General features: G+C 68.7%; 20 protein-coding genes and 1 pseudogene. 12 read left to right on the top strand and 9 right to left on the bottom strand.

Annotated features, from left to right (window positions below):
- Positions 1 to 240 precede the first annotated feature (240 nt).
- Positions 241 to 915 (top strand): DedA family protein, encoded by a 675-nt coding sequence (locus BM199_RS31010; protein ID WP_091679304.1) that lies wholly within the window; start codon positions 241 to 243, stop codon positions 913 to 915.
- Positions 916 to 1,095: 180 nt separating this feature from the next.
- On the opposite strand, the gene BM199_RS31005 is transcribed toward BM199_RS31010, so the two are convergent.
- Both BM199_RS31005 and BM199_RS35050 read right to left on the bottom strand, forming a co-directional pair.
- The gene (locus tag BM199_RS31005; protein ID WP_091679301.1) at positions 1,096 to 3,030 is read right to left on the bottom strand and encodes an acyl-CoA dehydrogenase family protein; all 1,935 of its coding nucleotides are present in this window, start codon (positions 3,028 to 3,030) and stop codon (positions 1,096 to 1,098) included.
- A gap of 197 nt (positions 3,031 to 3,227) precedes the next feature.
- Positions 3,228 to 3,362 (bottom strand): hypothetical protein, encoded by a 135-nt coding sequence (locus tag BM199_RS35050; protein ID WP_281245772.1) that lies wholly within the window; start codon positions 3,360 to 3,362, stop codon positions 3,228 to 3,230.
- Here BM199_RS35050 and BM199_RS31000 point away from each other — a divergent pair.
- Positions 3,343 to 3,573, top strand: a pseudogene (locus BM199_RS31000) (patatin-like phospholipase family protein); the annotation flags it as partial. The gene BM199_RS35050 and the pseudogene BM199_RS31000 sit on opposite strands and share 20 nt — an antisense overlap.
- Positions 3,574 to 3,927: 354 nt before the next feature.
- On the opposite strand, the gene BM199_RS30995 reads toward BM199_RS31000, so the two are convergent.
- Both BM199_RS30995 and dnaE read right to left on the bottom strand, forming a co-directional pair.
- On the bottom strand, positions 3,928 to 5,346 hold the full coding sequence (locus tag BM199_RS30995; protein WP_245788947.1) for an MFS transporter: 1,419 nt from the start codon (positions 5,344 to 5,346) through the stop codon (positions 3,928 to 3,930).
- Positions 5,347 to 5,471: 125 nt separating this feature from the next.
- The gene (gene dnaE, locus BM199_RS30990; protein ID WP_091679299.1) at positions 5,472 to 9,062 is read right to left on the bottom strand and encodes a DNA polymerase III subunit alpha; all 3,591 of its coding nucleotides are present in this window, start codon (positions 9,060 to 9,062) and stop codon (positions 5,472 to 5,474) included.
- 176 nt (positions 9,063 to 9,238) lie between these two features.
- Here dnaE and BM199_RS30985 point away from each other — a divergent pair, with 176 nt between their 5' ends.
- Positions 9,239 to 11,341 carry an AMP-binding protein gene (locus BM199_RS30985; protein WP_091679296.1) on the top strand — a complete coding sequence of 701 codons (2,103 nt, stop codon included), beginning with the start codon at positions 9,239 to 9,241 and terminating at the stop codon, positions 11,339 to 11,341.
- 94 nt (positions 11,342 to 11,435) lie between these two features.
- Entirely contained in the window at positions 11,436 to 12,911 is a 1,476-nt protein-coding gene (locus BM199_RS30980) for a cellulase family glycosylhydrolase (protein ID WP_091679293.1), read from the top strand.
- Between the two features lie 2 nt (positions 12,912 to 12,913).
- Here the strand turns inward: BM199_RS30980 and BM199_RS30975 are convergent, their stop codons facing one another.
- Both BM199_RS30975 and BM199_RS30970 read right to left on the bottom strand, forming a co-directional pair.
- A complete protein-coding gene (locus BM199_RS30975; RefSeq protein ID WP_091679290.1) occupies positions 12,914 to 13,282 on the bottom strand; it encodes a hypothetical protein in 369 nt (122 codons plus the stop codon).
- A 29-nt stretch (positions 13,283 to 13,311) separates the two neighbouring features.
- Positions 13,312 to 14,460, bottom strand: coding sequence for an acyl-CoA dehydrogenase family protein (locus BM199_RS30970; protein ID WP_091679287.1), 1,149 nt, complete (start codon positions 14,458 to 14,460; stop codon positions 13,312 to 13,314).
- A gap of 244 nt (positions 14,461 to 14,704) precedes the next feature.
- On the opposite strand from BM199_RS30970, the gene BM199_RS30965 reads away from it, so the two are divergent.
- From BM199_RS30965 to BM199_RS30945, 5 genes are read left to right on the top strand one after another with little or no spacing between them, the layout of a single operon-like run.
- Positions 14,705 to 16,036, top strand: a complete 1,332-nt coding sequence (locus BM199_RS30965; protein ID WP_091679314.1) for a sensor histidine kinase — start codon at positions 14,705 to 14,707, stop codon at positions 16,034 to 16,036.
- A complete protein-coding gene (locus BM199_RS30960) occupies positions 16,033 to 16,476 on the top strand; it encodes a roadblock/LC7 domain-containing protein (RefSeq protein WP_091679285.1) in 444 nt (147 codons plus the stop codon). The genes BM199_RS30965 and BM199_RS30960 overlap by 4 nt, the downstream gene beginning before the upstream one ends.
- Positions 16,477 to 16,496: 20 nt before the next feature.
- Positions 16,497 to 16,883 carry a DUF742 domain-containing protein gene (locus tag BM199_RS30955; protein WP_177242871.1) on the top strand — a complete coding sequence of 129 codons (387 nt, stop codon included), beginning with the start codon at positions 16,497 to 16,499 and terminating at the stop codon, positions 16,881 to 16,883.
- Positions 16,858 to 17,523 carry a GTP-binding protein gene (locus BM199_RS30950; RefSeq protein ID WP_091679282.1) on the top strand — a complete coding sequence of 222 codons (666 nt, stop codon included), beginning with the start codon at positions 16,858 to 16,860 and terminating at the stop codon, positions 17,521 to 17,523. Before BM199_RS30955 ends, BM199_RS30950 begins: the two co-directional genes overlap by 26 nt.
- Before the next feature lie 42 nt (positions 17,524 to 17,565).
- Positions 17,566 to 18,792 carry a styrene monooxygenase/indole monooxygenase family protein gene (locus BM199_RS30945; protein ID WP_091679280.1) on the top strand — a complete coding sequence of 409 codons (1,227 nt, stop codon included), beginning with the start codon at positions 17,566 to 17,568 and terminating at the stop codon, positions 18,790 to 18,792.
- Between the two features lie 43 nt (positions 18,793 to 18,835).
- On the opposite strand, the gene BM199_RS30940 is transcribed toward BM199_RS30945, so the two are convergent.
- The 3 genes from BM199_RS30940 to BM199_RS30930 all read right to left on the bottom strand — a co-directional run bounded on the left by BM199_RS30940 (position 18,836) and on the right by BM199_RS30930 (position 21,738).
- Positions 18,836 to 19,804, bottom strand: a complete 969-nt coding sequence (locus BM199_RS30940; protein WP_091679277.1) for a PfkB family carbohydrate kinase — start codon at positions 19,802 to 19,804, stop codon at positions 18,836 to 18,838.
- Between the two features lie 111 nt (positions 19,805 to 19,915).
- Positions 19,916 to 20,572, bottom strand: a complete 657-nt coding sequence (locus BM199_RS30935) for a GntR family transcriptional regulator (protein ID WP_091679275.1) — start codon at positions 20,570 to 20,572, stop codon at positions 19,916 to 19,918.
- Positions 20,569 to 21,738 (bottom strand): acyl-CoA dehydrogenase family protein, encoded by a 1,170-nt coding sequence (locus BM199_RS30930; RefSeq protein ID WP_091679272.1) that lies wholly within the window; start codon positions 21,736 to 21,738, stop codon positions 20,569 to 20,571. The genes BM199_RS30935 and BM199_RS30930 overlap by 4 nt, the downstream gene beginning before the upstream one ends.
- 257 nt (positions 21,739 to 21,995) lie before the next feature.
- Here BM199_RS30930 and BM199_RS30925 point away from each other — a divergent pair, with 257 nt between their 5' ends.
- The 3 genes from BM199_RS30925 to rraA all read left to right on the top strand — a co-directional run bounded on the left by BM199_RS30925 (position 21,996) and on the right by rraA (position 25,218).
- The gene (locus BM199_RS30925; protein WP_245788945.1) at positions 21,996 to 23,105 is read left to right on the top strand and encodes a CaiB/BaiF CoA transferase family protein; all 1,110 of its coding nucleotides are present in this window, start codon (positions 21,996 to 21,998) and stop codon (positions 23,103 to 23,105) included.
- A gap of 117 nt (positions 23,106 to 23,222) precedes the next feature.
- Positions 23,223 to 24,593: a serine/threonine-protein kinase gene (locus BM199_RS30920; protein ID WP_091679267.1), complete on the top strand. Its 1,371-nt coding sequence runs from the start codon at positions 23,223 to 23,225 to the stop codon at positions 24,591 to 24,593.
- A gap of 136 nt (positions 24,594 to 24,729) precedes the next feature.
- Positions 24,730 to 25,218, top strand: a complete 489-nt coding sequence (rraA, locus tag BM199_RS30915) for a ribonuclease E activity regulator RraA (protein ID WP_091679264.1) — start codon at positions 24,730 to 24,732, stop codon at positions 25,216 to 25,218.
- Positions 25,219 to 25,229: the final 11 nt, after the last annotated feature.

Here is a 25,229-nt window from a genome sequence, read left to right as displayed (position 1 = left end):
ACCAAACACCACCGCGGCGAAACCCTGCCCGACAACCTCACCCACCTCCTCACCAACACCACCCCCGCCACCCAAGAAGCCAGCAGCATCCTCAGCCGCCAGTAGGGAGAACGTCGTACGGAAGTCCGGGTGAATCCCTGACGAAAGTCGACCGCGCGACGGATACCGTCAGCGATACCGTGTGGTTAGCGGGCCGGCATTCGGGCCGGCCCCGGAAGCCGAAGATCAAGGGGACATCTCGTGGCGTTGGTGACCGACTTTCTCGAGTGGTTGCAGGGCCTGCCCCCGGCCGGGGTGACGGCCGGGGCTGGCCTGCTGGTACTCGGCGAGTGCACCCTTGGGCTCGGCTTCATCGCGCCGGGCGAGACCGGGCTGTTCATTCTCGGCACCACGGCCAACACGGTCCCGAAGTTCCTGATCATGTGGCTGGTGACGACGCTCTGCGCGATCGCCGGTGACTCGATCGGGTATTACCTCGGCAAGAGATTCGGCCCCCGCATCCGGCAGACCAAGATGGTGCAGCGCCATGGTGCCGAGGGCTGGGACAAGGCGACGGACTTCCTGCGCAGGCGCGGATCCATTGCTGTGCTGGTGGCGATCTACCTCCCGGTGATGCGCACCCTGATCCCGGCCGCCGCGGGTGCGTCGGGGCTGGCGTTCCGCAAGTTCCTGCCCGCCGTCGCCATCGGTGCCACGGGCTGGACGGCCCTGCACATCGGTGTCGGCGCCGCGGCGGGTGAAGCCGCGATGCGCATCGAGGGCGCGATCGGCAAGGGCAGTTGGGTGGTTCTGGGCGTCATCGTGGCAGTGGGCGTGGTCGTCGTCCTGCGCAAGCGCAAGAAGGCGGCCGCCGAAGCGTCCGCAACCGACGACGACACTGCCCACACCGACACCGACAAAGCCGCCCAGAACTAAACCGCCAGGCCGCCGCTCACCCAGGGATGGTGCGTCTGCAAGTACACCCAAGCAAGATCCACTACTCCTTTTTCTACAGCCAAGCAGGCCAAGCCGTGGCGTGCCTTGGTAGCGGTTGGCGACGAAGTCGATCTTGCTTGGTGGTACTTGCAGACGCTCCAACTGAGTCGGGGACGCTGGTTAGCGGGTGGAGGGCAGGTATCTCCTGGCCACGTTTTCCTGGTCGGACTTGCCTGCGCGCCAGTCCGTGATCCACGGGCCGGTGCCCTCGCTCGGGTCGAGGACACCCTGCTCCAGCCAGGTGAACTGGCCGTCGAGCGTGTGACCGGCGATACGGTGGTCGACGTCGTCGGTGTTCGTCCACAGTGTCTCGAAGAGATGCTCCACCCGCAGCCGCGCCTGCCTGCAGAACGCGTCGGCCAGTTCGAACGCCGCCTTGCCCTGCCGGGCGTCCTCGGAGCGCTGCATCTCCGCCCGGACGCAGGACGCGGACATCGCGAACAGCTCCGCACCGATGTCGACGATCCTGGACAGGAAGCCCTGGCGCTTCTCCAGCCCGGCCTGCCAGCGCGCCATACCGTAGAAAGTGGAGCGGGCGAGCTTGCGTGCGGTGCGCTCCACGAAGCGCAGATGCGTGGCGAGCTCGCCGAACTCGCCGTACGACGTCGGCACGTGCCCCTTGCCGGTCACCAGCTGCGGCAGCCACTTCGCGTAGAAGCCGCTGGCCTGCGCCGCGGCCTTGGCCTTGCTCTTCAGGTCCGCCTCGGCGTCGGCGAGGTCACCGGCCGCGGCGAGGTGCGCGTCCACCGCCTCCCTGGCGATCAGCAGATGCATGATCTCGGTGGAGCCCTCGAAGATGCGGTTGATCCGCAGGTCGCGCACCATCTGCTCGACCGGAGCTGCCCGCTCGCCACGTGCGGCCAGTGACGCGGCGGTCTCGTATCCGCGACCACCACGGATCTGCATCAGCTCGTCCGCGACCAGGCAGGCCATCTCGCTGGACCACAGCTTCGCCAGCGCCGCCTCGATCCGGATGTCGTTGCGGCCCTCGTCACTCATGTGCCCCGAAAGGTCGAGCACACTCTCCAGGGCATACGTCGTCGCGGCGATGAAGCTGATCTTGTTCTCCACCGCACCGTGTTTGCCGACCGGCTTGCCCCACTGCACCCGCTCGGCCGACCACTCCCTGGCGATCTTGAGGCACCACTTGCCCGCGCCAGCGCACATCGCCGGGATCGAGAGCCGTCCGGTGTTCAGGGTGGCCAGCGCGATCTTCAGCCCGTCGCCCTCACGGCCGACGACGTTCTCCTTCGGCACCCGAACCTTGTGGAACCGCGTGACCCCGTTCTCGATGCCGCGCAGTCCCATGAACTCGTTGCGCCGCTCGACGGTGATCCCCGGGGAGTCCGCCTCCACGATGAACGCCGTGACCCCGCCCCTGCGCCCCTCGGACTTCGGCACCCTGGCCATCACCACGACGAGTTCGGCGACCACTCCGTTGGTGGTCCACAGCTTCACGCCGTCCAGCTCGTACGCCTCACCGTCCTCGGTGGGCGTGGCTGAGGTGGCGAGGCGGGCCGGGTCGGAGCCGACGTCGGGCTCGGTGAGCAGGAACGCCGTCACCGCGCCCTTCGCGCATCGGGGCAGGAACTTCTCCTTCTGCTCCGGGGTGCCTGCCAGCTTCAACGGCTCGGGCACACCGATCGACTGGTGGGCCGACAGCAGCACTCCCAGCGTCGAGTGCACCGAGCCGACCAGCATCAGCGCCCGGTTGTAGGCGACCTGGGTCAGCCCGAGGCCGCCGTACTCCCGCGGGATCTTGATGCCGAAACAGCCGAGCTCGGCGAGACCCTTGACGTACTCGTCAGGGATCCTGGCCTCCCGCTCGATGACCGTGCCGTCCAGCCCCTCGCAGTACTCCCGCAACTGCGCCAGGAAGGCTTCCGCGCGCGCCGCCGACTCCGGCTCGGGCCGGGGATGGGGGTGCACCAGGTCGAGCCGGAACCTGCCGAGGTAGAGCTCCTTGGCGAAAGACGGTTTCTGCCAGCCGCTCTCCCGGGCCTGCTCGGCGACCTCTCTGGCTTCCTTCTCCGTCACCTTCGGCTGCTCCGCCACGGCGCACCTCCTGATCAGACAGCTCAGGGCGAGTCAAGATTGTGTGACCAGTGTTACCCATCGGTAGGATTTAGGAAACCCGCAGCCGGCCCAACGGGGCACCGATTTCGCGACGGCCGCAGCGCACCAACCCGGTTACGATCTTGACCGCGGGGAGGAATGCGATGACCGGGAGCCAGAACGAAGCGGCTTTCGCACTACCGGGAGGCAGGCATCACCCGGACCTGGTCACCGGCACCTCCGTCGGGCTGGCCTCGACCATCGACGACCATCTCGGCGCGGACACCCGGTTCGAGGACCTGCGCCTGCCCGTTCACGGCCATGGTCAGCATGCGCAACCAGGCGGTCCCGGAAGCACCGGTCGCGGCCGCCGAAGTTTCCGTCCTCTACCTGCCGGGCCCCGCGCCGATCCGGCTCAGCCCGCTGGACTTCAGCCACGCCAACCAGCTTGTGGAGCAGGCGTACGAGGCGGCACGCGGCTACCTCGCCGCGCTGGCCGTGCACGGCCCCGGCCTGTACGGCGGGCCGGGAGTCGTCGTCTGAGCAGCCGCACCGACACGGTCAACAGCAACACCGGTCGAGCGAGTTGTACCGGATGGGCTCGGGGCACCGGAGATCCCGAGCCCACCCGGCAGACGCCCTCGAAGGGGGACCAGCAGCTGTGGTCGCGCCCCTCGCACGTCACCGATCGATCCCCCGCGGCCGCCGATAACGCCCTACTGAGAGGTAACCGTCCGTGTTCATCCCGCTGTGGTTCCGAAACACTCCGGTCAACTCGATTCCGCAGTCACTCCCCGGACTCCGCATCGAGTTGCCACTCTTGGTAGCTGTTTTCCCGTCCTGAAGGCGGTATCAGCCTTCCACAGTAGCTCTCCGTAGCGCTACTACTTTGAGTAACTAGTAACCCGAATGGAGTACTCGTGGTGACTTACCGTCACCATTCGCCTGCGTGTTGGCAGCACTGCCCCTGCCGGAGCACAACTGGGCGATGGCGATGGCCAGTGCGATGATCGTGAACCCCACCGAGCAGAACATCGCCACGGTCAACCCGGAGGTGAACTCGCCGGAGGACAGGGTGACCGCGTGGAAGACCGAGGCGAGTACCGCCGTTCCCAGCGCGGTACCGAGCCGCTGCCCGGTCTGCAGTGCGCCACCGGCGACGCCGGCCATTCGCGTCGGCACGCTGCCCAGCGTGAGCGTGGTGTTCGGCGAGATCACCATGCCGCCACCGATGCCGGCCACCAGCAGTGGCAATACCGTCACGAGTCCGATCCGGTGTTCCGGCACCAGCCCCGCCAGCACAGCCACCACCGAGAGCCCGGCCGCGACGAGCCCCAGCCCGGCGACGGTGAGCCAGCGGCCCCAGCGGGGTACCAGTCGTCCGGCAACCGCGGCCGACACCGCGGACCCGAGTGCGAACGGAGTCACCGCGAGCCCGGACTCCAGCGGCGTGTAGCCCAGCCCCTGCTGGAAGAACAGCGCGAAGACCAGCCAGATCCCGGCGAAGCCACAGAAGTACACGGTGCCGATGGTCGCCCCGGCCGAATAGCCGGGGGTGCTGGTGAAGAGCCGGGTGTCGAGCAGCGGCGGCCTGCCCCAGCGCACCGTACGACGCTCCCAGCGAACGAACAGGAAGCCGAGGACCGGCGCGACCCCGAAGAGCCACCACAGCGTGCGCAGCCCGCCCTGCTCGGACTCGACCAGCGGCAGCAGCACACAGAACACCGCCCCACCAAGCAGCAGCATCCCGGGAACGTCGATCTCCGATCGCACCGGCCCCTTCCGGGGGACCGAAGGCAGCAGCCTCGCGGCCAGCACCAGTGCGACGATGCCGATCGGCACGTTGACGAAGAACACCCAGCGCCAACCCGAGGAGTCGCCGAACGCGGCGAGGATCAGCCCGCCGAGAACCGGTCCGATGGCCGTGGAGATGCCGACCGTCGCCCCGAACAACCCGAAGGCCTTGCCCCGCTCCGCCCCCCGGAACAGGTCCTGGATCAGCCCGGTGTTCTGCGGCGTGAGCAGCCCCGCGGAGAATCCCTGCAACAACCGGGCCAGCACCAGTGTCGTCTCGGTGGGGGCCGCCCCGGCGAGCGCGCTGGTGACGACGAACGCACTCAGCGCGATCAGGAACATCCGGCGACGGCCCAGCACGTCGCCGAGCCTGCCGCCGGACACGAGCACGAGCCCGAAGGTCAGCGCATACCCCGAGATCACCCACTGGATCCCACCGGCAGACGCATTCAGACTGTCCTGAATGGACGGCAGAGCCACGTTCACGATGCTGACGTCGAGCAGGCTCATGAACCCGGCCATCAAGGTGACGGCAAGAATCCGCCACCGGCGCGGATCGGGCTCGTAGGCCTCCGAGCTTGTCTGAGAACTCGGGTCACTTTGACCTGGCGATCCACCGTTCTCAGACGCACTCTCCGGCACGCCGGTCATCCTCCGGCGGTGATTCCCGGGATCCCCTTCAGCTCACCCATGAGCATCGAGCTGACCTTGACCGGGTAGTCGTACAGCGCGAAGACCGTCTGCCGCCGCTTGCCGACGAGCTTGAGGTGCACCGGAGTCTCACCGCGGTGTGCCTGCAGTGTCTGCTTGAGTTCGCTGACCACGCCCTGGTCGATACGTTCGGCCGCGGCCAGCAGCATCAGCGGTGGTTCGTCCCCGCCGAGTTCGGCGGAGCTGAGGTCGAGTGGGACGAGACCGCCGCCGAAGATCGACATCTTGTCCTCGCGCCAGTTGACCCTGCCCTTCACCAGCACCGCGTTGTCCTCGGCCAGGTCGGCGGAGAACATCGCGTAGGCCTTGGGGAAGAACAGCACCTCGAGGGAGGCGTCCAGGTCCTCAACCGTGCAGATCGCCCACGGCTCGCCCTTCTTGTTGACCCGCCGGTCGAGCGAGGTGATCAGCCCGGAGATGATGAGCTCGCCCTCCTTCGGCGGATCGGCGAGGATGGCCGCGATCGGCCTCGGCGCGTGCTTGCGCAGAATGCGCTCCGCCCCGTCCAGCGGGTGCGCGGAGACGTAGAGCCCCAGCATCTCCCGCTCGTAGCCGAGCAGTTGCTTGCGCGGATACTCCTCGTCCCCGAACTTCAGATGCGCCAGCGGAGACGAGGCGTCGGAACTCGAATCGTCGTCCCCACTGAGTCCGAGCGGGTCACCCGCACCCGGGCTGAAAAGGTCGAACTGCCCCATCGCCTGCTGGCGCTTGAGTGGCACCACGGCTTCCACCGCGTCCTCGTGTACCTGCACCATCGACAGCCGGGTGTTGCCGAGCGAGTCGAACGCACCCGCCTTGATCAGCGACTCGATCACCCGCTTGTTGCAGGCCAGCAGCTCGGACTTGTCGAGGAAGTCGGTGAAGGAGGAGTACTTGCCCTTCTCCTCGCGCGTCTTGATGATCGACTCGACGACGTTCGCGCCGACGTTGCGCACCGCGCCCATGCCGAAGCGGATGTCGTCGCCGACCGCGGCGAAGCGCAGCGCCGACTCGTTGACGTCCGGCGGCAGCACCTTGATGCCGAGCCTGCGACATTCGGACAGGTAGATCGCCGACTTGTCCTTGTTGTCGCCGACCGAGGTCAGCAGGGCCGCCATGTACTCGGCCTTGTAGTTCGCCTTGAGGTACGCGGTCCAGTACGAGATCAGGCCATAGGCGGCGGCGTGACTCTTGTTGAACGCGTAGCCGGCGAACGGGAGGATCGTGTCCCACAGGGCCTGGATGGCTTCGTCGGAGAAGCCGTTGTCCCTCATCCCGGCGTGGAAGCCCTCGAACTCCTTCTCGAGGACCTCCTGCTTCTTCTTGCCCATCGCGCGGCGCAGAACGTCGGCTCGGCCCATCGAATAGCCGGCGACCTTCTGCCCGATGTGCATGATCTGCTCCTGATAGACGATCAGGCCGTGGGTGTCGGCCAGGATCTCCTTCAGGGGCTCTTCCAGCTCCGGGTGGATCGGTTTGACCTTCTGCCGCCCGTTCTTGCGGTCGGCATAGTCGTTGTGGGCGTTCATGCCCATCGGGCCGGGGCGGTACAGCGCGCCGACCGCGACGATGTCGTCGAAGCTGGTCGGCTGCATCCGGCGCAGCAGGTCCCGCATCGGCCCGCCGTCCAGCTGGAACACACCGAGCGTGTCACCGCGGGCGAGCAGTTTGTAGGTCTCGGGGTCGTCCATCCCGAGCCGGTCGAGGTCGATGTCCTCGCCGCGGTTGGCCTTGATGTTGTCGATCGCGTCGCCGATGACCGTCAGGTTGCGCAGACCGAGGAAGTCCATCTTCAACAGCCCGATGGCCTCACACGACGGGTAGTCCCAGCCGGTGATGATCGAGCCGTCGTCACGCTGCCACAGCGGGATCGAGTCCATCAGCGGCTGCGAGGACATGATCACCGCGCAGGCGTGCACGCCCGCGTTGCGGATCAGGCCCTCGAGGCCGCGCGCGGTCTCGAAGATCGTCTTGCACTCTTCGTCGGTCTCGACCAGCGCGCGCACCTCGGCGGCCTCGCCATAGCGCTCGTGCTGCGGATCGACGATGCCGGACAGCGAGATGTCCTTGGCCATGATCGGCGGCGGCAGCGCCTTGGAGATCCGGTCGGCGATCGAGTAGCCGGGCTGGCCGAACTGCACCCGCGCGGCGTCCTTGATCGCGGCCTTGGTCTTAATGGTGCCGAACGTGATGACCTGTGCGACCCGGTCGGCGCCGTACTTCTCCGTCGCGTAGCGCACCATCTCGCCGCGCCGACGGTCATCGAAGTCGATGTCGATGTCGGGCATCGAGGCGCGCTCGGGGTTGAGGAACCGCTCGAACAGCAGCTTCTGCGGAATCGGGTCCAGGTTGGTGATACCCAGCGCGTACGCGACCAGCGAACCCGCCGCCGAACCACGGCCGGGCCCCACCCGGATGCCCACGCTGCGGGCGTAGTTGATCAGGTCGGCGACGACCAGGAAGTAGGCGGGGAAGCCCTTCTGCACGATGACACCGAGCTCGTGCTCGGCCCGTTCCTTGTAGCCCTCGGGCAGGCCTTCCGGGAAGCGCCAGTCGAGGCCCTTCATGACCTCTTTGTGCAGCCAGCTCGCCTGGTCGTGGCCCTCGGGCGCCTCGAAGACCGGCATCCGGTCGTGGTGGGCGTAGACGTCCTCGTAGGACTGGACCCGCTCGGCGATCAGCAGCGTCGAGTCCGCGGCGCCGGGCACCTCGGTGTCCCAGTACTCGCGCATCTCGGCCGCGGACTTCAGGTAGTAGCCGTCCCCGCCGAACTTGAACCGGTTCGGGTCACTCAGCGTCTTGCCGGACTGCACACACAGCAACGCGGCGTGCGAGTCGGCCTGGTCCTGCGTGACGTAGTGCGAGTCGTTCGTGGCCAGCGGCATGAGGCCGAGGGTCCGGCCGACGTCGAGCAGGCCCTCCCGCACCGACCGCTCGATCGGCAGTCCGTGGTCCATCAACTCCAGGAAGAAGTTGTCCTTGCCGAAGATGTCCCGGTAGTCCGATGCCGCCTGGATCGCCGCGTCGCGCTGGCCAAGCCGCAGCCGGGTCTGTACCTCACCGGACGGGCAGCCGGTGGTGGCGATGATGCCCTCGGCGTTCTCCGCGATCAGCTCGCGGTCCATCCGCGGCTTGCGGTAGTAGCCCTGGATGCTGGCCAGTGAGGACAGCTTGAACAGGTTCCGCAGGCCGGTCGCGTTCTCGGCGAGCATCGTCATGTGGGTGTAGGCACCGCCACCGGAGACGTCGCCACCCTCACCGAACTCGTCGGCGCCGCGCTGGTTGCTCTGCCCCCAGAAGACCGGCTTCTTGTGGAACCGGCTCTCCGGGGCGACGTAGGCCTCGATACCGATGATCGGCTTGATCCCGGCCTTCTTCGCCTGCTGGTAGAACTCGTCCGCGCCGTACATGTTGCCGTGGTCGGTCATCCCGACGGCAGGCATTTCCAGTCTGGACGCCTCCGCGAACAGAGGAGCGATCTTCGCCGCGCCGTCGAGCATCGAGTACTCGGTGTGCACGTGCAGGTGGACGAAGGAATCGTTCGACACCAGCGAAAACCTCCCCTGAGTGGATCAACCGACAACGCGTGCGGCCGGGTGTTCCACCTTAGTCCTGTCGGTTTCGGAGCGGTCCCCCGCCACGCCGTTCGGGTTGTCGCCCTTCGGTGTGCTGGGCATACTCCGTGGACTCCAGTTCGCCCACTACGAACGGGACCGGTCGGGGAATGCAGAGCGAGTGCGTTGAGCTGCACGGGGTGCTTCCGCACGCCCGCAACCGTGTCTGGGGTGTCCTCGGCTCCCCCGAGCTGTACCCGCGGTTCGTCCGCGGGGTCACCTACTGTGAGCGGCTCACTCCGCGGAACACCGAGCAGGATCTCCGCTATGCGGTCCGCGCCCGGTTCGACGACGGTGACGTCGTGCGGGACGAGGTCCGGGCGCTGGTCTACCGCCGCGGTGAACAGGTCGTGTGGACCAGCGTCCTCGACGAGCGCCGGTGGTTCTCGATCCGGCTGAAGGACACCGGCGACGGGCAGACGGTCCTGAACGCCGTGCTGGGGCTACCGCCCGCGACGAAGGTCCACGGCAGTGCCGTGACCAGGCCCGCCGCCCGGCGCCGGTTGCAGGAGCTGCTGGACGAGGTACTGCGGCGCCTCGACGACCATCTTGCCGAGCGGCCCGCGCCCCTGATCGGTCAGGGCCGCAAGGCCTCCACACTCGCCGTGGCCCACACACTGGTCGAGGCGGGCGTGCTGGCACCGTCGCGACCGGACCGGATGCTCCGGCAGCTGTCCTCCCTCGCCAGGTGGGGCCCGACCGTCGCGGGCGGCTACCGGGCCGCGGCGGGACGCGGGCCGGACGATCCGGCGTTCATCGACGAGCGCGGCGCGCGCACCTTCGGCGAGGTGGACGAACGCAGCACCCGGCTCGCGGCCGGTCTCGCCGCGGCCGGGGTGGGACAGGACACCCAGGTGGCGATGATCTGCCGCAACCACGGCGCCATGGTCGAGGCGCTCGTCGCCTGCGGCAAGCTCGGCGCCCACGTGCTGCTGCTGAACACGGGGATGTCGGCCCAGCAGCTGGCCACCGTCGTACAGCGGCACAGCGCCAGAGTGCTGCTGTACGACGACGAGTTCTCGGCGCTCGGACGCTACCTAGGCCCCGACGTGGTCCGGATCAGCACATGGTCCGACGGCGCCGGCGCGCATCGGGCAGCGGACACCGCGGACATCGACGTCGCGACCCTGGACGAACTGGCCGGGCACGCCTCGGCGGACACCCTGCGACCGCCGGACAAACCCGGCAGGCTCGTGGTGCTGACCTCGGGCACCACCGGCACACCGAAGGGGGCCCGCAGGCCCACCCCGAACGGACTCGGGGACGCCGCGGGGATCCTCTCCCGTATCCCGCTGCGGGCAGGTGAGCGGGTTCTGGTCGCCGCGCCCCTGTTCCACACCTGGGGACTGGCCGCGCTGCAGCTGGGCATGCCGCTTCGGGCGACGCTGGTGCTGCGGCGGCGATTCGACGCCGAGGACGCGCTGCGCACCATCGCCCAGCACCGGTGCACCGCCCTGTTCGCGGTGCCGGTGATGCTGCAGCGGATACTGGACCTGCCGGCCGAGGTCCGGGCCCGCTACGACACGTCCTGCCTGCGCATCGTCGCGAGCAGCGGGTCCGCCCTGCCCGCCGCGCTCGTCGACGGTTTCATGGACGCGTTCGGGGACGTCCTGTACAACCTCTACGGCTCCACCGAGGTGTCCTGGGCGAGCATCGCCGATCCCGCGGACCTGCGAGCTGCCCCGACCACCGCGGGCCGCCCGCCGCTCGGCACCAGGGTCGCGGTCCTCGGCCGCACCGCCACGCCGGCGCCGCCCGGCACTGTCGGACGGATCTTCGTCGGCAACGACATGCTGTTCGAGGGCTACACCGACGGTCTCACCAACGAGGTCGAGCACGAGCTGATGAACACCGGCGACCAGGGTTTCCTCGACGCGGACGGCAGGTTGTTCGTCGCGGGCCGGGACGACGAGATGATCGTGTCCGGCGGCGAGAACGTGTTCCCGCGGTCGGTGGAGGAGATTCTCGCCGCGCTGCCCCAGGTGCGGGAGGCGGCCGTGATCGGCGTGCCCGACGCGGAGTACGGACAACGCCTCGTGGCGTTCATCGCGCTGCGGGACGGCGCGCGGCTCGACGAGGACACCGTGCAGAGTTACGTGCACGGCAGGCTGGCGCGGTTCTGTGTACCGCGCGAGGTCACCTTCGTGCCGGAGCTGCCCCGCAACGCCACCGGCAAGATCCTCAAGCGGCTGCTGGAGGACGGCGACTGGTAGGCCGTCCGGCCGCACCTGCTGGACGACAATACGTGAAACATGTTCTAATTTTGCGGTCCGCCCACGTCGAGCACTCTCGCCGGAGGTACCGCCAATGCGTGGACGTCGATTCCTCGGCCTGCTGCTGCTGGCCGCGCTGCTGCCCTCGCTCGCGGGCACGTCGGTCGCCCAGCAGGCGGCCGAACCCGCCGCCAAGGCACCCACACTGCAACGTGACGGCCGGTGGCTCGTCGACCAGCACGGCCGGATCGTGCTGTTGCACGGGCTGAACCTTGTGTGGAAGCACGATCCGTACGTGCCGCCGGACTCGCCGGAGGGCTTCACCTCGGCCGACGCCGACTGGCTGGCCGAGCACGGGTTCAACGGCGCCAGGATCGGCACGTTGTGGGCCGGGGTCACGCCGGACACGCCCGGCGTCGCGGACGAAGCCTACCTCGACAGGTGGGACCGCGTGGTCGACCTGCTCGCCGAACGCCGGATCTGGATGCAGTTCGACTTCCACCAGGACCAGTGGCACGAGACATACGGCGGTGGCGGCGTGCCGGACTGGGCGGTGCGCCGGCCCTTCCCGTTCAACCTGCTGCCTCCGGTGATCGCGCCGTTCCCGTACGGCTACTGGACCCCTGAAGTGTCCACTGTGTACGACCGGTTCTGGGCGGGCAAGGACGACCTGCTCACCGGATGGGCCTCGGCGTGGCGGGTGGTCGCGCAGCGGTGGCGGGACCAGCCCTACTCGATGGGCTACGACCTGATGAACGAGCCGTGGGCAGGCCTCGAATGGGCCGACTGCCTGATCACCGGATGCGCGGGCACGTACTCAGGCGAACTCCAGCCCGCTTTCGAGCAGGCGCTGGCCGCCGTCCGGGACGTCGACCCGGACGGACTGGTCTGGTTCGAGCCCCAGCAGTTCGCGGGCGGGCAGCGGGTCCCGACGTTCTTCACCCCCGTGGCGGGCGAGGACCAGCTCGGGTACTCGTGGCACAACTACTGCCCCGAGGTCTTCCTCGAGTCACAGGGCCTGCCCGGATCCGATGTCACCAAGTGCGCCGACTTCAGCGACGAGCGCACCCGCACCGCTCTCGACCAGGGCGAGCGGATGAACGCTGTCGGGCTGATGTCGGAGTTCGGCGCGACCGACAACATCGAGGCTCTCGAGATCGACACCGCGGTCGCCGACCGGCATTTCACCAGTTGGATGCACTGGGCGTACAAGCAGTGGAACGATCCGACCACAGCGGACCAGGCGCAGGGACTCTTCACCGACGACGCCGACCTGAGCAGCGCGAAGCCGGAGAAGCTGCGCACACTCGTCCGCACCTACCCGCAGGCCACGGCCGGCACACCCCTGGACTTGTCCTTCGACCCCGGCACGGGCGACTTCCACTACCGCTACCAGCCGCGCGAGGCAGGCGCGCCGACGGAGATCTTCGTCAGTCCCCTGCACTACCCCGGAGGCCACGACGTCGAGATCGACGGCGGGCGCGCCACGGGCGCGGCCGAGGACAACCGCATTCTCGTCGAACCGGACGGCACCGGACCGGTTTCGGTCACCATCACCGGCAGGGGCTGACCTCACCCTTCATCGGGCAGCAGGGTGCTCGCGGCACAGAGCGTGGCGAAGCCCATCGCGAAGGCGGCCACGAACCGCCGTTTGCCGGGATCGGGCAGTCGCGTGCCGAACAGCAGTGCGTCGGCGCTGTCGGAAAGGACGCGCACGCCCACCGCGATCCTTCGTGCCCGGCCGGGGGGAGCGAGCACCATGGCGACCCCGGACGCGAGGTCGCGGGCACCGATCGCGCCGATGAGCAGCGCCGGCGCCTGCGACACCTGCTCCCGGTCGCCGGCCAGCCCGCACGGACGGGCCAGCAGTTCCGGGCGGGCGATGATCGCGGCGCCGTAACCGGCTGTGGCCAGTCCGAGCAGGCGGGTCAGATGCGGCATGTACGGGTGATGCCCTGATCAGTCGGACATCAAACGTCCCGGCGGTCCCTGAGCAACTGCCGCCCGATGACCAGGCGCTGGATCTCGCTGGTGCCCTCGTAGATGCGGAACAGCCGGGCGTCGCGGTAGATCCGCTCCACGGTGACGCCGCGCATATAACCATCACCGCCGTGGACCTGGACCGCCCTGTCGGCGACACGCCCGAGCATCTCCGAGCAGAACAACTTGGCGCTCGACGGCCCCAGCGTGCGGTCGGTGCCCGCGTCGTAGGCCGCCGCCGCGTCGTGCACCAGCGCCCTGCCCGCGGCCAGTTCGGCATGTGAATCCGCGAGCAGCGCCCGCACCAGTTGGTGGTCGCCGATGGGCCGCCCGCCCTGCCGGGTGTCCCCGGCGTGCGCCACGGCTTCGGCGAGGGCGCGCTCCGCCATGCCGACACAGACGGCGGCGATGTGCAGCCTGCCCCTGGCCAGCGCGGCCATGGCGATCCTGAAGCCGTCGCCCTCGGCACCGAGCAGCGCGGTGGCGGGGACACGGACGTCGTCGAGGCGCACCTCGGCGGTCCATGCACCGGCCTGCCCCATCTTCTCGTCCCGCGGTCCCACCGTCAGCCCCGGCGACGCCGAGGGCACGAGCAGGGCCGAAATCCCGGTCCGGCCGGTGGCGGCGGGGTCGGTCCTGGCGAACACGACGAAGACGTCGGCGATCGGCGCATTGGTGATGAACCGCTTGGTACCGGACAGGGCGTACTCACCGTCGCGAGCGACGGCGGTGCTGCGCAGTCCGCTCGGGTCCGAACCGGCCTCGGTTTCGGTGAGCGCGAAGGAGGCGATCGCGGAACCGGCCGCCAGCTTCGGCAGCCAGTGGTCCCGCTGCCGGTCGGTGCCGTGCCGCACGATCGCCTGTCCGGCGATGCCGTTGTTGGTGCCGAACAAGGACCGGAACGCGGGCGTGGTGTATCCGAGTTCGATCGCGAGCCGGACGTCCTCGGCCATGCTCAGCCCCAGGCCGCCGTACTCGACCGGCAGCGCCCAACCGAAAAGACCGATCTGTGCCGCCTTGTTCTGAATGTCGGCGGGAATCTCGTCCCGCTCGTCGATCTCCGCCTCCCTTGGCAGAACTTCCCTGCGGACGAAGTCCCGGACCGTGGCCAGCACCTCGGCGAACTCTCCGGCTTCCACAAGACCTCCTGAGCAAGCGCTTAGGTCCTTTGCGCACTTTCCCGGGAAAGTGCGGTTGGGGCAGTGGCGGGGAACACAATCGGGATGCTCGACATCCTTGTGGAGCAAGAGTAATGACACGCAGCGACCAGCTGGGGACCCGTTGTGGACAAGCTCCACAGTCTCTGATTGCATTGCTGCCGTTGCCGCCGGGGACGGCTGGCGGACAGGACCCGCACACAGCGACGAGAAGGTAGTGAACTACATGGCGACGCGGGCTCGGGAACTGCTCAATCGCTCGCGGTCGCTCCTCGACCGATCGCGCGTCGTGGTGGCTTCCCGACTTCTGGAGAACACCGAGTTCGAGAACACCGAACGTGAGCCCCTTGCCCTCACCACGGGAACGCAGGGGCCCCAGCCACAGGCCGCGACACCGGACCGGGAGGCCGCTGAGGCGCTGGTGGGCATCTGCTCCAGCATCGCGCTGCGTGACCTCAACCTGGTCGACAGCCTGCTGGCCCAGCTCGAGGAGATGGAGGCGAAGGAGGAGGACCAGGACCGCCTCGCCGAGCTCTATCGCCTCGACCACACGGCGACCCGGCTGCGGCGCAACGCGGAGAACCTGCGCGTGCTGGCCGGCCGGGACTCCGACGACTCCGGAGCGGAGACGGCGTCGCTGGTCGACGTCGTCCGCGCCGCGATGTCCTCGATCGACCACTACAGCAGGGTCACCATCGGCAGGGTCGTCTCGCTCGGCGTCGTCGGCTTCGCGGCCGAGGACCTCAGCAGGCTGCTGGCCGAGGTGCTGGACAACGCCGCCAACCAGTCATCGCCGGACTCCCCGGTGCGGGTGAGCGCACATCTCACCGAGCAGGGCAGCGTGCTGCTGCGCATCGAGGACGAGGGCATCGGCCTTCCGCCGGACCGGCTCAGCGAACTCAACCACCGGCTCTCCGCGGCACCCGTGCTCGACGACGACTCGGTGCGGCACATGGGGCTCGCCGTCGTGCGCAGGCTCGCGGACCGCCACGACATGCGGGTGCACCTGGACCGGCGGATGCCACACGGCACCACCGCGACCATCCTGCTGCCTGCCGGGCTCGTGTGTGAACTGCCCGAGGCCAACTGGTCCGGCGCGCAGACCGTGGTCTTCCCGCAGGCGAGCTTCGGCGCCGACCGCCAGCGCTCCGCGCCGAAGGTGGCGCCGAAGGTGGCGCCGAGATCAGGTCTGCCCCACAGAGGGGCGAACCGGAACACCGCGCCGGCCGATCAGCACGCTCCGCCGTTGACCAGGCGCAAACCTTCTCCGGTGCCCGCCCCGGCGTCCGGCGGCACCACACCGGGCGGGTTGCCGCGCAGGGTTCCGCGCAGCATCAAGGGCACAGACCCACGCCCCGCCGGCGACACCGACTCGGACGCACCGTCCAGCGCCGAGGAGACCGTGGGCGGCCATGACCAGTTGCTCGCCGACCTCGACGCCTTCTCCGACGGCGAACAGGCCGCACGCAGCGAGCAGCAGGCCAGCACCAACGACGTGAAAGACACAGGCACGACCAACACCGACTCAGCGACACCACCCGAGGAAAAGACGCCGTGACGGCCCCCGACAACACCACCGGCAAGTCCGAATTCACCTGGTTGCTCAACGACTTCGTGCGGAAGGTGCACGGTGTCACCCATGCGCTGATCATGTCCTCCGACGGCTTCCCGCTGACCGCGTCGGACGCCGTCAGCAGCGACGACGCCGAGCAGCTCGCCGCGATCTCCAGCGGACTGCTGAGCCTCGCGGGCAACAGCGCCGCCCTGTTCGACAAGGGCAACTGCGAGCAGATCATCATCCGGCTCAGCCGCGGGTACTTCCTCTTCATGGGCATTGGCGTCGGTGCAGGCCTCGCCGTGCTCACCGGGCCCGAGTGCGACATGAAGGTCGTCGCCTACGAGATGACCCAGTTCGTCACCAACGCGGGCCACGCACTGACCCCCGAGATCCGCGCCGACCTGCGGCGCGTGCTCACCGCCCGCCGCCCGCAGGCCTGAGCGGCCTGGACAAGGATGTGATCACTGTGTCCAGCGAGGACGCCTCCGACGTGCCGCCGCGAAAGAAGCGCAGCAGGCGGGTCCGGCCCTACGCACTCACCGGAGGCCGGACCAGAACCAGTCACCAGCTCCTGGTGGAGACACTCGTCTCCGTTCCGCAGTACGACCCCGCGCTCAGCGATGCGCTGATGCCGGAGTCGCGGACGCTGTACGAACGGGCCCGCAGCCAGGCCTCGATCGCCGAGCTCTCGGCCGCGCTGAACCAGCCGCTGGGCGTGGTGCGCGTGCTGATCAGTGATCTCGCGTCCGAGGGAGCCCTGTTCATCCACCCCACCGCCCACGCATACCAACACGACATGCATGTGCTCGAGAGGATCCTCGATGGACTCAAGCGGCTACCGGTCTGACGACGAGTCGCGTTCCGGCACGGACGCGGGTCTCCTGACGATCTCGGCGAAGATCGTCGTCGCAGGTGGCTTCGGCGTCGGCAAGACGACCCTCGTCGGGTCCGTGTCCGAGGTCCCCCCGCTCAACACCGACGCGTGGATGACCGAGGCCAGCGAGAACGTCGACGATCTACCTCCTGGCGGCGGCAAGTCCACCACCACCGTGGCAATGGACTTCGGTCGCATCACGCTGCACTCCGACCTGCTGCTGTACCTGTTCGGCACGCCAGGACAGGCACGCTTCTGGTTCCTCTGGGACGACCTGTCCCGGGGCGCACTCGGCGCGATCGTGCTGGTGGACACCCGGCGCATCGACGAGTCGTTCGCGGCGATCAACTACTTCGAGAACGACTCGGACCTGCCGTTCATCGTTGCGGTCAACCGGTTCGACGGGCAACTCGAGCACGACCTCGACGAGGTCAGGGACGCCCTCGCGCTCGCACCGGAGATCCCGCTCATCACCTGCGACGCCAGAGATCCGGCGTCGGCGGCCGAGGCGCTGCGGACCGTTGTCGAGCACACGATGTCGCTGGCCGAGGTGTCCGACTCGGGACGAAGGACGGATCTGCCGCGACCACGGTCGGAGTACAGCAGGGCGTGACGCGCAACCTGCTTTCACGACGAGCACTGGAGGATGCCAAGGATGCGTAAGGTTCTGATCGTCGGCGCCGGTCAGTCCGGCCTGCAACTCGGACTGAGCCTGCTGGCCCGCGACTACGACGTCACGCTGATGTCCGCGCGCACACCGGACGAGATTCGCGGTGGCAGGGTGATGTCCACCCAGTGCATGTTCAACTTGGCTCTGCAACACGAGCGGGACGAGGGTCTGAACCTGTGGGAGCAGGAGTGCGTCAACGTGGACGGCCTGGGAATCTCGATCGCCGCTCCGGACAGCAGCAGGGCCGTCGACTGGGTCGGCAAGCTCGACCGGTACGCGCAGTCGGTGGACCAGCGCGTGAAGATGGCGGGCTGGCTGGAGCTGTTCGAGGAGCGTGGCGGCAAGCTGATCATTCACGGCGTGACGACAGCCGATCTCAACTCGCTCGCGGGGATGTACGACCTGACCGTCGTCGCGGCGGGCAAGGGTGAGCTGGTTCAGCTGTTCGACCGCAATCCCGAACTGTCGCCGTTCACCGCACCGCAGCGGGCGCTCTCGCTGGCCTACGTACACGGGATGGCACCACGTCCCGAACACCCCGAGTACTCCGCCGTACGGTTCAACGTCATTCCCGGCGTCGGCGAAATGATCATCATCCCGGCGTACACGCTCAGCGGGAACTGCGAGATCCTCTTTTTCGAAGGCATCCCCGGCGGGCCACTGGACTGCTGGCAGGATCGACCGTCCCCACAGGAGCATCTGGACCGCATCCTCGCCCATATGAAGCAGTTCCTGCCGTGGGAGTACGACCGCACCCGCGACGTGGAGCTCACGGACTCCCGCGCGACACTGGCAGGCGCCTACGCGCCGGTGGTGCGCAACCCGGTCGGTGAGTTGCCGTCGGGCCACACGGTGCTGGGGATGGCGGACGTCGTCGTTGCCAACGACCCCATCACCGGGCAGGGCTCCAACAACGCCAGCAAGTGCGCGGCATCCTACCTTGAGTCCATAGTGGAACACGAGGACAAGCCGTTCGACCGGCGGTGGATGCACGGAACCTTCGATCGCTACTGGGAATACGCGCAGTACGTGACCACGTGGACCAACATGATGCTGCGCCCCCCAGAGCCGCACGCCCTGGAGATCTTTGGTATCGCGGAGACGAAGCCAGCGGTGGCCTCCCGCTTCGCCAACGCCTTCGAGGACCCCTCGGAACTCCGACACTGGTTCTTGGACCCGGAAAAGGCCGCAAAGTACCTGGCCAGCGTCTGAGCCCAGTCCCTCCCGGAATTCATCGACGAGTTCCGGGAGGGGATCAGCCAGCGAGGACGCGCTCGATCTCGGCGGCCTGGGGCATACCGGCGCGGGCGCCGACCTGGCCGACCGAGATCGCGCCGGCCACCGAGGCGGCGTGCACCGCGGCCGTGAGTGTCTCGCCTGCGGCCAGCCTCGTGGCCAGGACTCCGTTGAAGGTGTCGCCGGCGCCGGTGGTGTCACGCACCGTCGCGGGGCGCGGCGGGACGTGCTGTGGACGTTCACCGGGGAGCAGGACGAGTGCGCCGTCACCGCCCATGGTGACCACGACCGGCGCTCCCGACGCGGCCAGCACGGCCTCGGCCGCGGCCGTGACCCCGGCGATCCCTTCGCCCGCCCCCGCGTCGTGCGCGCCCAGCATCGCCGCCAGTTCGGCGACCTCGGTGACGTTCGGCGTGAGCACCGGCCCGTGCCGGAGGAGGTCGACCACCACGGGCTGCACCGGTGCCGGGTTGAGCACGCACCGAACCCCTCCCCCGGCAGCGGTCTCCACCGCCGCGGCGACGGCCTCGCCGGGAATCTCGGTACTCACCAGCACGCAGCCCGTGGACTGCAGCGCTGCCCGCAGTGCCGCGCGCACACTGTCGGCCACCACCGCCGCGTTGGCCCCCGCCCCGACGGCGATCTGGTTCTCGCCTGCCGGGTCCACCACGATCAGTGCCGCCCCGGTCGCCACCGAGTCCAGTTCGGCGACCCCGTCGACCAGCACCCCGTCCGCACGCAGTTCCGCCAGCGCGGCGCTTCCCGTCTCATCGGTGCCGACGGCGCCGATCAGCCGCGTGACCGCGCCCGCACGGGCCGCGGCCACCGCGGCGTTGGCCCCCTTGCCGCCGCCGTAACGGCGCAGGTCGGGACCCACCACGGTCTCGCCAGGACCGGGCAGCCGAGGAGCGGCGACCACGAAGTCGACGTTGATCGCCCCGACCACGATCACTTCCGGAGCCGAGCGACCGCTCGGGAATGACGACATACTCCAACCTCTCGCGCCACGGCACTGTCTGTGTCCTGTTTCTTGGTCGGGTTGTTCACTTCCGAAGTGCTGTCATGTCCGCGCCTCACCCGCGGTCGGCAGCAACAACCCTCACGGCGGCAGTATCTCGGTCAGTACTCGAAGTGCGCGATCGCGGTGGGCGTCCATCTCGGCGATCAACAGGTCGGCGTCGCGACGGCGGACCGCGTCGAGGATGCGGTCGTGCGCGTGCACGGCCTCGCGCCGTTCCTGTGGCGAGTTGTAGTACATCGCCCGGTAGGCCTCCGTGGAATCCCAGAGCAGCTGGATCAGGCGCATGGCGTGCACCTGACCAGGTGCCTCCAGGATGGCGAAGTGGAAGCGCCGGTTGGCCTCCAGTTCGGCGGCGACATCCGCACGATCCACCGCGTCCGCGCAGTCCCGCGCCGCCAGCTCGATCCGGTGCAGTGCGTCGGCGTCGAGTGTGGGCAGCGCCCTGCGCGCGGACCTTTCCTCGAGCACCTGGCGCAGCTCGTAGATCTCCTCGAGGTCAGCGGCGCGCAACTCGGTGACGAAGTATCCGCGCCGGGGCCGGTAGACGACCTGCCCCTCCTGCTCCAGCGCCCGCAGCGCCTCCCGTACCGGCGCCACGCTCACGCCGAAGTTCTCCGCGACGTCCTCCTGCAGCACCCGCTGCCCCGGCCGTAACTCGCCGTCGACGATCGCCCGCCGCAGGCCGTCGAGAGCGTGCTGCGCCGTGGTTCCCGGACCGGCCCCGCGCGAACTCACCGGAACGCCTGTATCCCGGTCAGCGCCGAGCCGATGACCAGCGCGTGCACGTCGGCCGTGCCCTCGTAGGTCACCACGGACTCGAGGTTGTTCATATGCCTGATGACCGGGTAGTCGAGGGTGATGCCGTTCGCCCCGAGGACCTGCCGGGCCGTCCTGGCCACCTCCAACGCCGCGTTGACGTTGGCCAGCTTGCCCATGCTCACCTGCTCCGGCCGCAGCGTGCCCGCGTCCTTGAGCCTGCCCAGGTGCAGGGCCAGCAGCGTCGCGCGGTTGACCTCGAGCGCCATCATGGCCAGTTTCTGCTGCTGGATCTGGAACGACGCGATCGGCCGGTCGAACTGGATGCGGCTGGTGCTGTACTCCAGTGCGGCCTCGAAGCAGGCGCGCGCGGCGCCTGCCGCACCCCAGACGATGCCGTAACGTGCCTCGTTCAGGCAGGACAGCGGCCCTTTCAGCGAGGTGGCGCCGGGGAGCATCGCGTCGGCGGGCAGCCGGACGTCGTCGAGCAGGAGTTCCGAGGTCACCGAGGCCCGCAACGACAGCTTGCGGTGGATGTCCCTGGTGCTGAAGCCCGCTGTGCCCTTCGGCACCAGGAACCCGCGGACGCCCTCTTCGGTACCGGCCCAGACCACGGCCACGTCGGCCAGTGAGCCGTTGGTGATCCACATCTTCTGCCCGTGCAGGATCCAGTCCGCACCGTCCCTCCGGGCGTGGGTGCGCATCGAACCGGGATCGGATCCCGAGTCCGGCTCGGTCAGCCCGAAGCAGCCGACGGCGTCCCCGGCAGCCATGAGCGGGAGCCAGCGCTGCTTCTGTTCCTCCGACCCCCACCGGTGGATGGCGTACATGGCCAGCGACCCCTGCACGGAGACCAGACTGCGAACCCCGCTGTCGCCTGCCTCGAGCTCCATGCAGGCAAGGCCGTATGCGGTGGCACTGGTCCCCGCGCAGCCGTAGCCCTCGAGATGCATGCCGAGCACACCCAGTTTGCCCAGTTTGCCCGGCAGCTCATGCGGAATTCGAGCCTCCTCGAACCAGCCACCGACCTCGGGAACGACCCGGTCACGCACGAAGGCGCGGACCGTGTCCCTGATGTCGCGCTCCTCGTCGGAGAGCAGCTGGTCGATACCGAGGAAGTCCTCGGGGCGGACGGCTGGGGACATGGGAACGCTCCTTGTGGTTGGACAAATGGGCGTCATGCACATGACGCAGGGCGGCTACCGTGCGCGAGTCACCTGCACTCGGTCGCCGCGAGCAGGCCCTACCGCGGCAGAGAAGCATGCCGCAGCGGGAGCCCTTCTCCGCGAGCTCCGGGCCGCCCCCGTCCACCGAGTTGTGCATAACGCTCCTTGACCAGGTCGATGCGGGGATCTACTCTCGGCTCACTCGATTTTCGAAATTCGAAGGGTTATTCTTCCAGGTGGCTTCCGCGCTTGACAACCTCCGGATCCTCGACTTCTCCCGAGTGCTGGCGGGGCCGTTTGCCACGATGATGCTCGCCGACCTCGGCGCCACAGTGACCAAGATCGAACGCCCTGGCATCGGTGACGAGACGCGCACCTGGGGACCGCCGTACGACGACAGCGGCGAGTCGACCTATTTCCAGTCGGTGAACCGCAACAAGGACAGCCTCGTGCTCGACCTGACCGACGCCACCGACCTGGACCGTGTGCGGAAGCTGGCGCTGGCTGCCGACGTAGTGGTGGAGAACTTCCGGCCAGGGGTGATGGCTCGGCTCGGACTGGGCTACGACGACCTGCGCGCGGACAATCCCGCCCTGGTGTACTGCTCGATCACCGGATTCGGCAGCGGGCCGGGAGCCGGGCTGCCCGGGTACGACCTGCTGATCCAGGCGCTCGGCGGGTTGATGAGCATCACCGGACAGCCCGACGGCGATCCGCAGAAGGTCGGGGTGGCCCTGGTCGACGTGCTGACCGGCCTGTTCGCCAGTGTGGGAATCCTGGCCGCGCTGCGCCACCGGGACGCCACCGGCGAAGGCCAACTGGTGGAGGTGGACCTGCTGTCCTCGCTGCTCGCCGCACTGGTCAACCAGGGGTCGGCCTACACCTCAGGCGGTGTCGTCCCCGGCAGGATGGGCAACGAGCATCCGAGTATCGCGCCGTACGAACTGCTGCCCTGCGCAGCTGGGGAACTCGTGCTGGCGGTGGGCAACGACCGTCAGTTCGCGGCGTTGTGCGAGGCACTGGGCGCGCCGGAACTGGCGACCGACTCCCGGTTCACCGGCAACGCGGACCGGGTCAGGCACCGGCAGGACCTGCGCGCCGCGCTGGTGGAACGACTGGCCACGCGGTCCGCCGAAGACTGGGTGTCGCGGCTCGCCGAGGCGCGAGTGCCCGCAGGAGTGGTCAACGATGTCGCGGGCGCGTTCCGGCTCGCGGCGAGTCTTGGGCTCAACCCGGTCGTCCGGTTACCGCGCGAGGACGGGACGACGGTGGCTCTGACCAAAAACCCCATCGGGCTTTCCGCGACTCCGCCGAATTACCGCTCCGCTCCGCCCCGGCCCAGTTGAATAGAGTGGAATCCGACGCAACGTAGTGCTTGACGCTGTTTGGTGGTACACGAAGTCGGGTAACTTCCTGTGTCCTTGTACACATGCGGTACCTGACGAGATGGGGGTAGCACGCATATGGGGCAGGAAACCGAGCCCCGCTTCACGCTTGGAGCGGCCGCGCAGGAGGATGAGCGCGCCCTTGGCGGACCCGATCGCGACGGCGTGCTCGCCGGGCGGTACGAGCTCGGTGACGTGCTCGGCAGCGGCGGAACCGCGACGGTGTACCAGGCGTGGGATCGCTCGGTCGAACGGTCGGTGGCCGTCAAACTGTTCCATCCCAGTGCACGGCGTGCCGACCAGCATCGACAGGCGGAGGAACTGCGCATCCTCGGCGCACTGCACCACCCGGACCTGATCGCGCTGTACGACACCGGCGTACACGAGGGCAGGCCCTTCCTGGTGATGCAGCTGGTGTCGGGGCCGACCCTGGCGGGGCGGATTCTGTGTGGCCCCCTCTCCCCGGACGAGACCGCGGACATCGGTGTGCGCCTCTCCCGCGCGCTCGCGTACGTGCACGAGCAGGGCGTCACCCACCGGGACGTGAAACCGGCCAACGTGCTGCTGGGACCCGCCGGGCCGAAACTCGGCGACTTCGGCATCGCCCACACCTTCGACGGGACCAGGGTCACCTCGACCGGCGTCGTGGTCGGCACCGCCGCCTACCTCGCACCGGAACAGGTGCGCGGCGATCACGTCGGCCCAGCCGCGGACGTGTTCGCGCTGGGCCTGGTCCTGCTGGAGTGCCTCACGGGCAACCGGGAGTACCCTGGCCCGCTCGCCGAGTCCGCCGTCGCCAGACTGCACCGCTCACCGGTGATTCCCGACAGGTTGTCTCGCAGGTTCGGTTCCCTGCTCAGAAGGATGACCGCCCTCGACCCCGAACTCCGCCCCAGCGCCGACGAGGTCGCGGAGCGGCTGGCCGCGACGCATTCCAGCGGAAGTCTCGTCGTGTCCGCCCGCACCGCGCGGATCGCGGCCGCGACCGGCAGGCTGCGGGGCACACTGCTGCCGGTGGGCGCGCCGGTCGCGGCTGTGTCGGCCATCGCCCTGGGGCTGATGTTCCTGAACGGCCCGGACGGCGGAACGGTCGTGGACGAAGGCACCGAGGCGAGTCCCAACGAGGCCACCGGGGCCCCCTTGCCCGGCCCACCGCCCTCGACCGCGTGGGACGTGACCTCGCCCAGCCGGGCCGGTGAATCGTCTCCGGTGACCGGCGAACCGGCCGCGGACGAATCCGTGGGTTCCGTGAGCTCGGATGGCAGGCAGCAGCCGCAGGACCCGCGCGGCAGGGAGACCGCCCCCGACCCGCAAACCCCGGCCGAGCCCGAACCCGCCGAGGCCGAGGGCCGTCCCGGCTCGCTCCCCGGCAACGCCAGCGACGAAGCCCGCGAAAACAGGGGCAAACCCGAAAACCCAGGCAAAGGCAACAAGTCCGAAGAGGACTGACCGACTTGGCAGTTCCGGGCGTGAGTTGGCGGTTTCCGTGGCGCCACTCGCCGCACCCACCGCTTCGCAGACCGACCGGTGGCGACTCGTAGGCTCCGGGTGCAACGGTCCGAACGAGATGCCGAGGAGCGCCCCGATGCCCCAAAGCCCCGCCACCGCTGATCTGGTTGACGAGTGGGGAGACCAGCTCCAGGTCTGCGACCTGCAGTTCCGCCACTTCGGCGGACGCAGCAGGTTCACCGGCAAGATCAGGACGATCAGCTGCTACCAGGACAACGCACTGGTCAAACAAGCGCTGCACGAGCCGGGCGAAGGGCAGGTGCTGGTCGTCGACGGCAAGGGCTCACTGCGCACCGCGCTGCTCGGCGACCTGATCGCCGGCGCCGCCGAACGGTCCGGCTGGGCCGGGGTCGTACTGCACGGCGCGGTTCGCGACAGCGTCGCGCTGGCCGGGCTGGACCTCGGCGTCGCGGCGCTCGGCACAACGCCTCGCAAGAGTGGCAAACAGGGCATCGGGGTGCGAGATGAGCCCGTCGGCTTCGGCGGCATCCTGTTCCGTCCCGGCGACGAACTCTTCGCCGACGAGGACGGGATCGCCGTCCTGCCCGCGACCGAACAGGGGTGACGGCCGACCCT

This window comes from Amycolatopsis marina, from assembly GCF_900111885.1.
Classification (GTDB): Bacteria; Actinomycetota; Actinomycetes; order Mycobacteriales; family Pseudonocardiaceae; genus Amycolatopsis; species Amycolatopsis marina.
Note: the sequence above shows the minus strand (reverse complement) of the source record. Positions and strands in the feature narration are given on the sequence as shown.

Excerpts from the sequence above, each read along its gene's own strand:
- BM199_RS35050 (WP_281245772.1), bottom strand. The coding sequence starts at position 3,362 with ATGCTGACCATGGCCGTGAACGGGCAGGCGCAGGTCCTCGAACCGGGT.
- BM199_RS30995 (WP_245788947.1), bottom strand. The coding sequence starts at position 5,346 with ATGGCCGGGTTCATGAGCCTGCTCGACGTCAGCATCGTGAACGTGGCT.
- BM199_RS30985 (WP_091679296.1), top strand. The coding sequence starts at position 9,239 with ATGCAGAGCGAGTGCGTTGAGCTGCACGGGGTGCTTCCGCACGCCCGC.
- BM199_RS30980 (WP_091679293.1), top strand. The coding sequence starts at position 11,436 with ATGCGTGGACGTCGATTCCTCGGCCTGCTGCTGCTGGCCGCGCTGCTG.
- BM199_RS30975 (WP_091679290.1), bottom strand. The coding sequence starts at position 13,282 with ATGCCGCATCTGACCCGCCTGCTCGGACTGGCCACAGCCGGTTACGGC.
- BM199_RS30965 (WP_091679314.1), top strand. The coding sequence starts at position 14,705 with ATGGCGACGCGGGCTCGGGAACTGCTCAATCGCTCGCGGTCGCTCCTC.
- BM199_RS30950 (WP_091679282.1), top strand. The coding sequence starts at position 16,858 with ATGGACTCAAGCGGCTACCGGTCTGACGACGAGTCGCGTTCCGGCACG.
- BM199_RS30945 (WP_091679280.1), top strand. The coding sequence starts at position 17,566 with ATGCGTAAGGTTCTGATCGTCGGCGCCGGTCAGTCCGGCCTGCAACTC.
- BM199_RS30940 (WP_091679277.1), bottom strand. The coding sequence starts at position 19,804 with ATGTCGTCATTCCCGAGCGGTCGCTCGGCTCCGGAAGTGATCGTGGTC.
- BM199_RS30930 (WP_091679272.1), bottom strand. The coding sequence starts at position 21,738 with ATGTCCCCAGCCGTCCGCCCCGAGGACTTCCTCGGTATCGACCAGCTG.
- BM199_RS30920 (WP_091679267.1), top strand. The coding sequence starts at position 23,223 with ATGGGGCAGGAAACCGAGCCCCGCTTCACGCTTGGAGCGGCCGCGCAG.
- rraA (WP_091679264.1), top strand. The coding sequence starts at position 24,730 with ATGCCCCAAAGCCCCGCCACCGCTGATCTGGTTGACGAGTGGGGAGAC.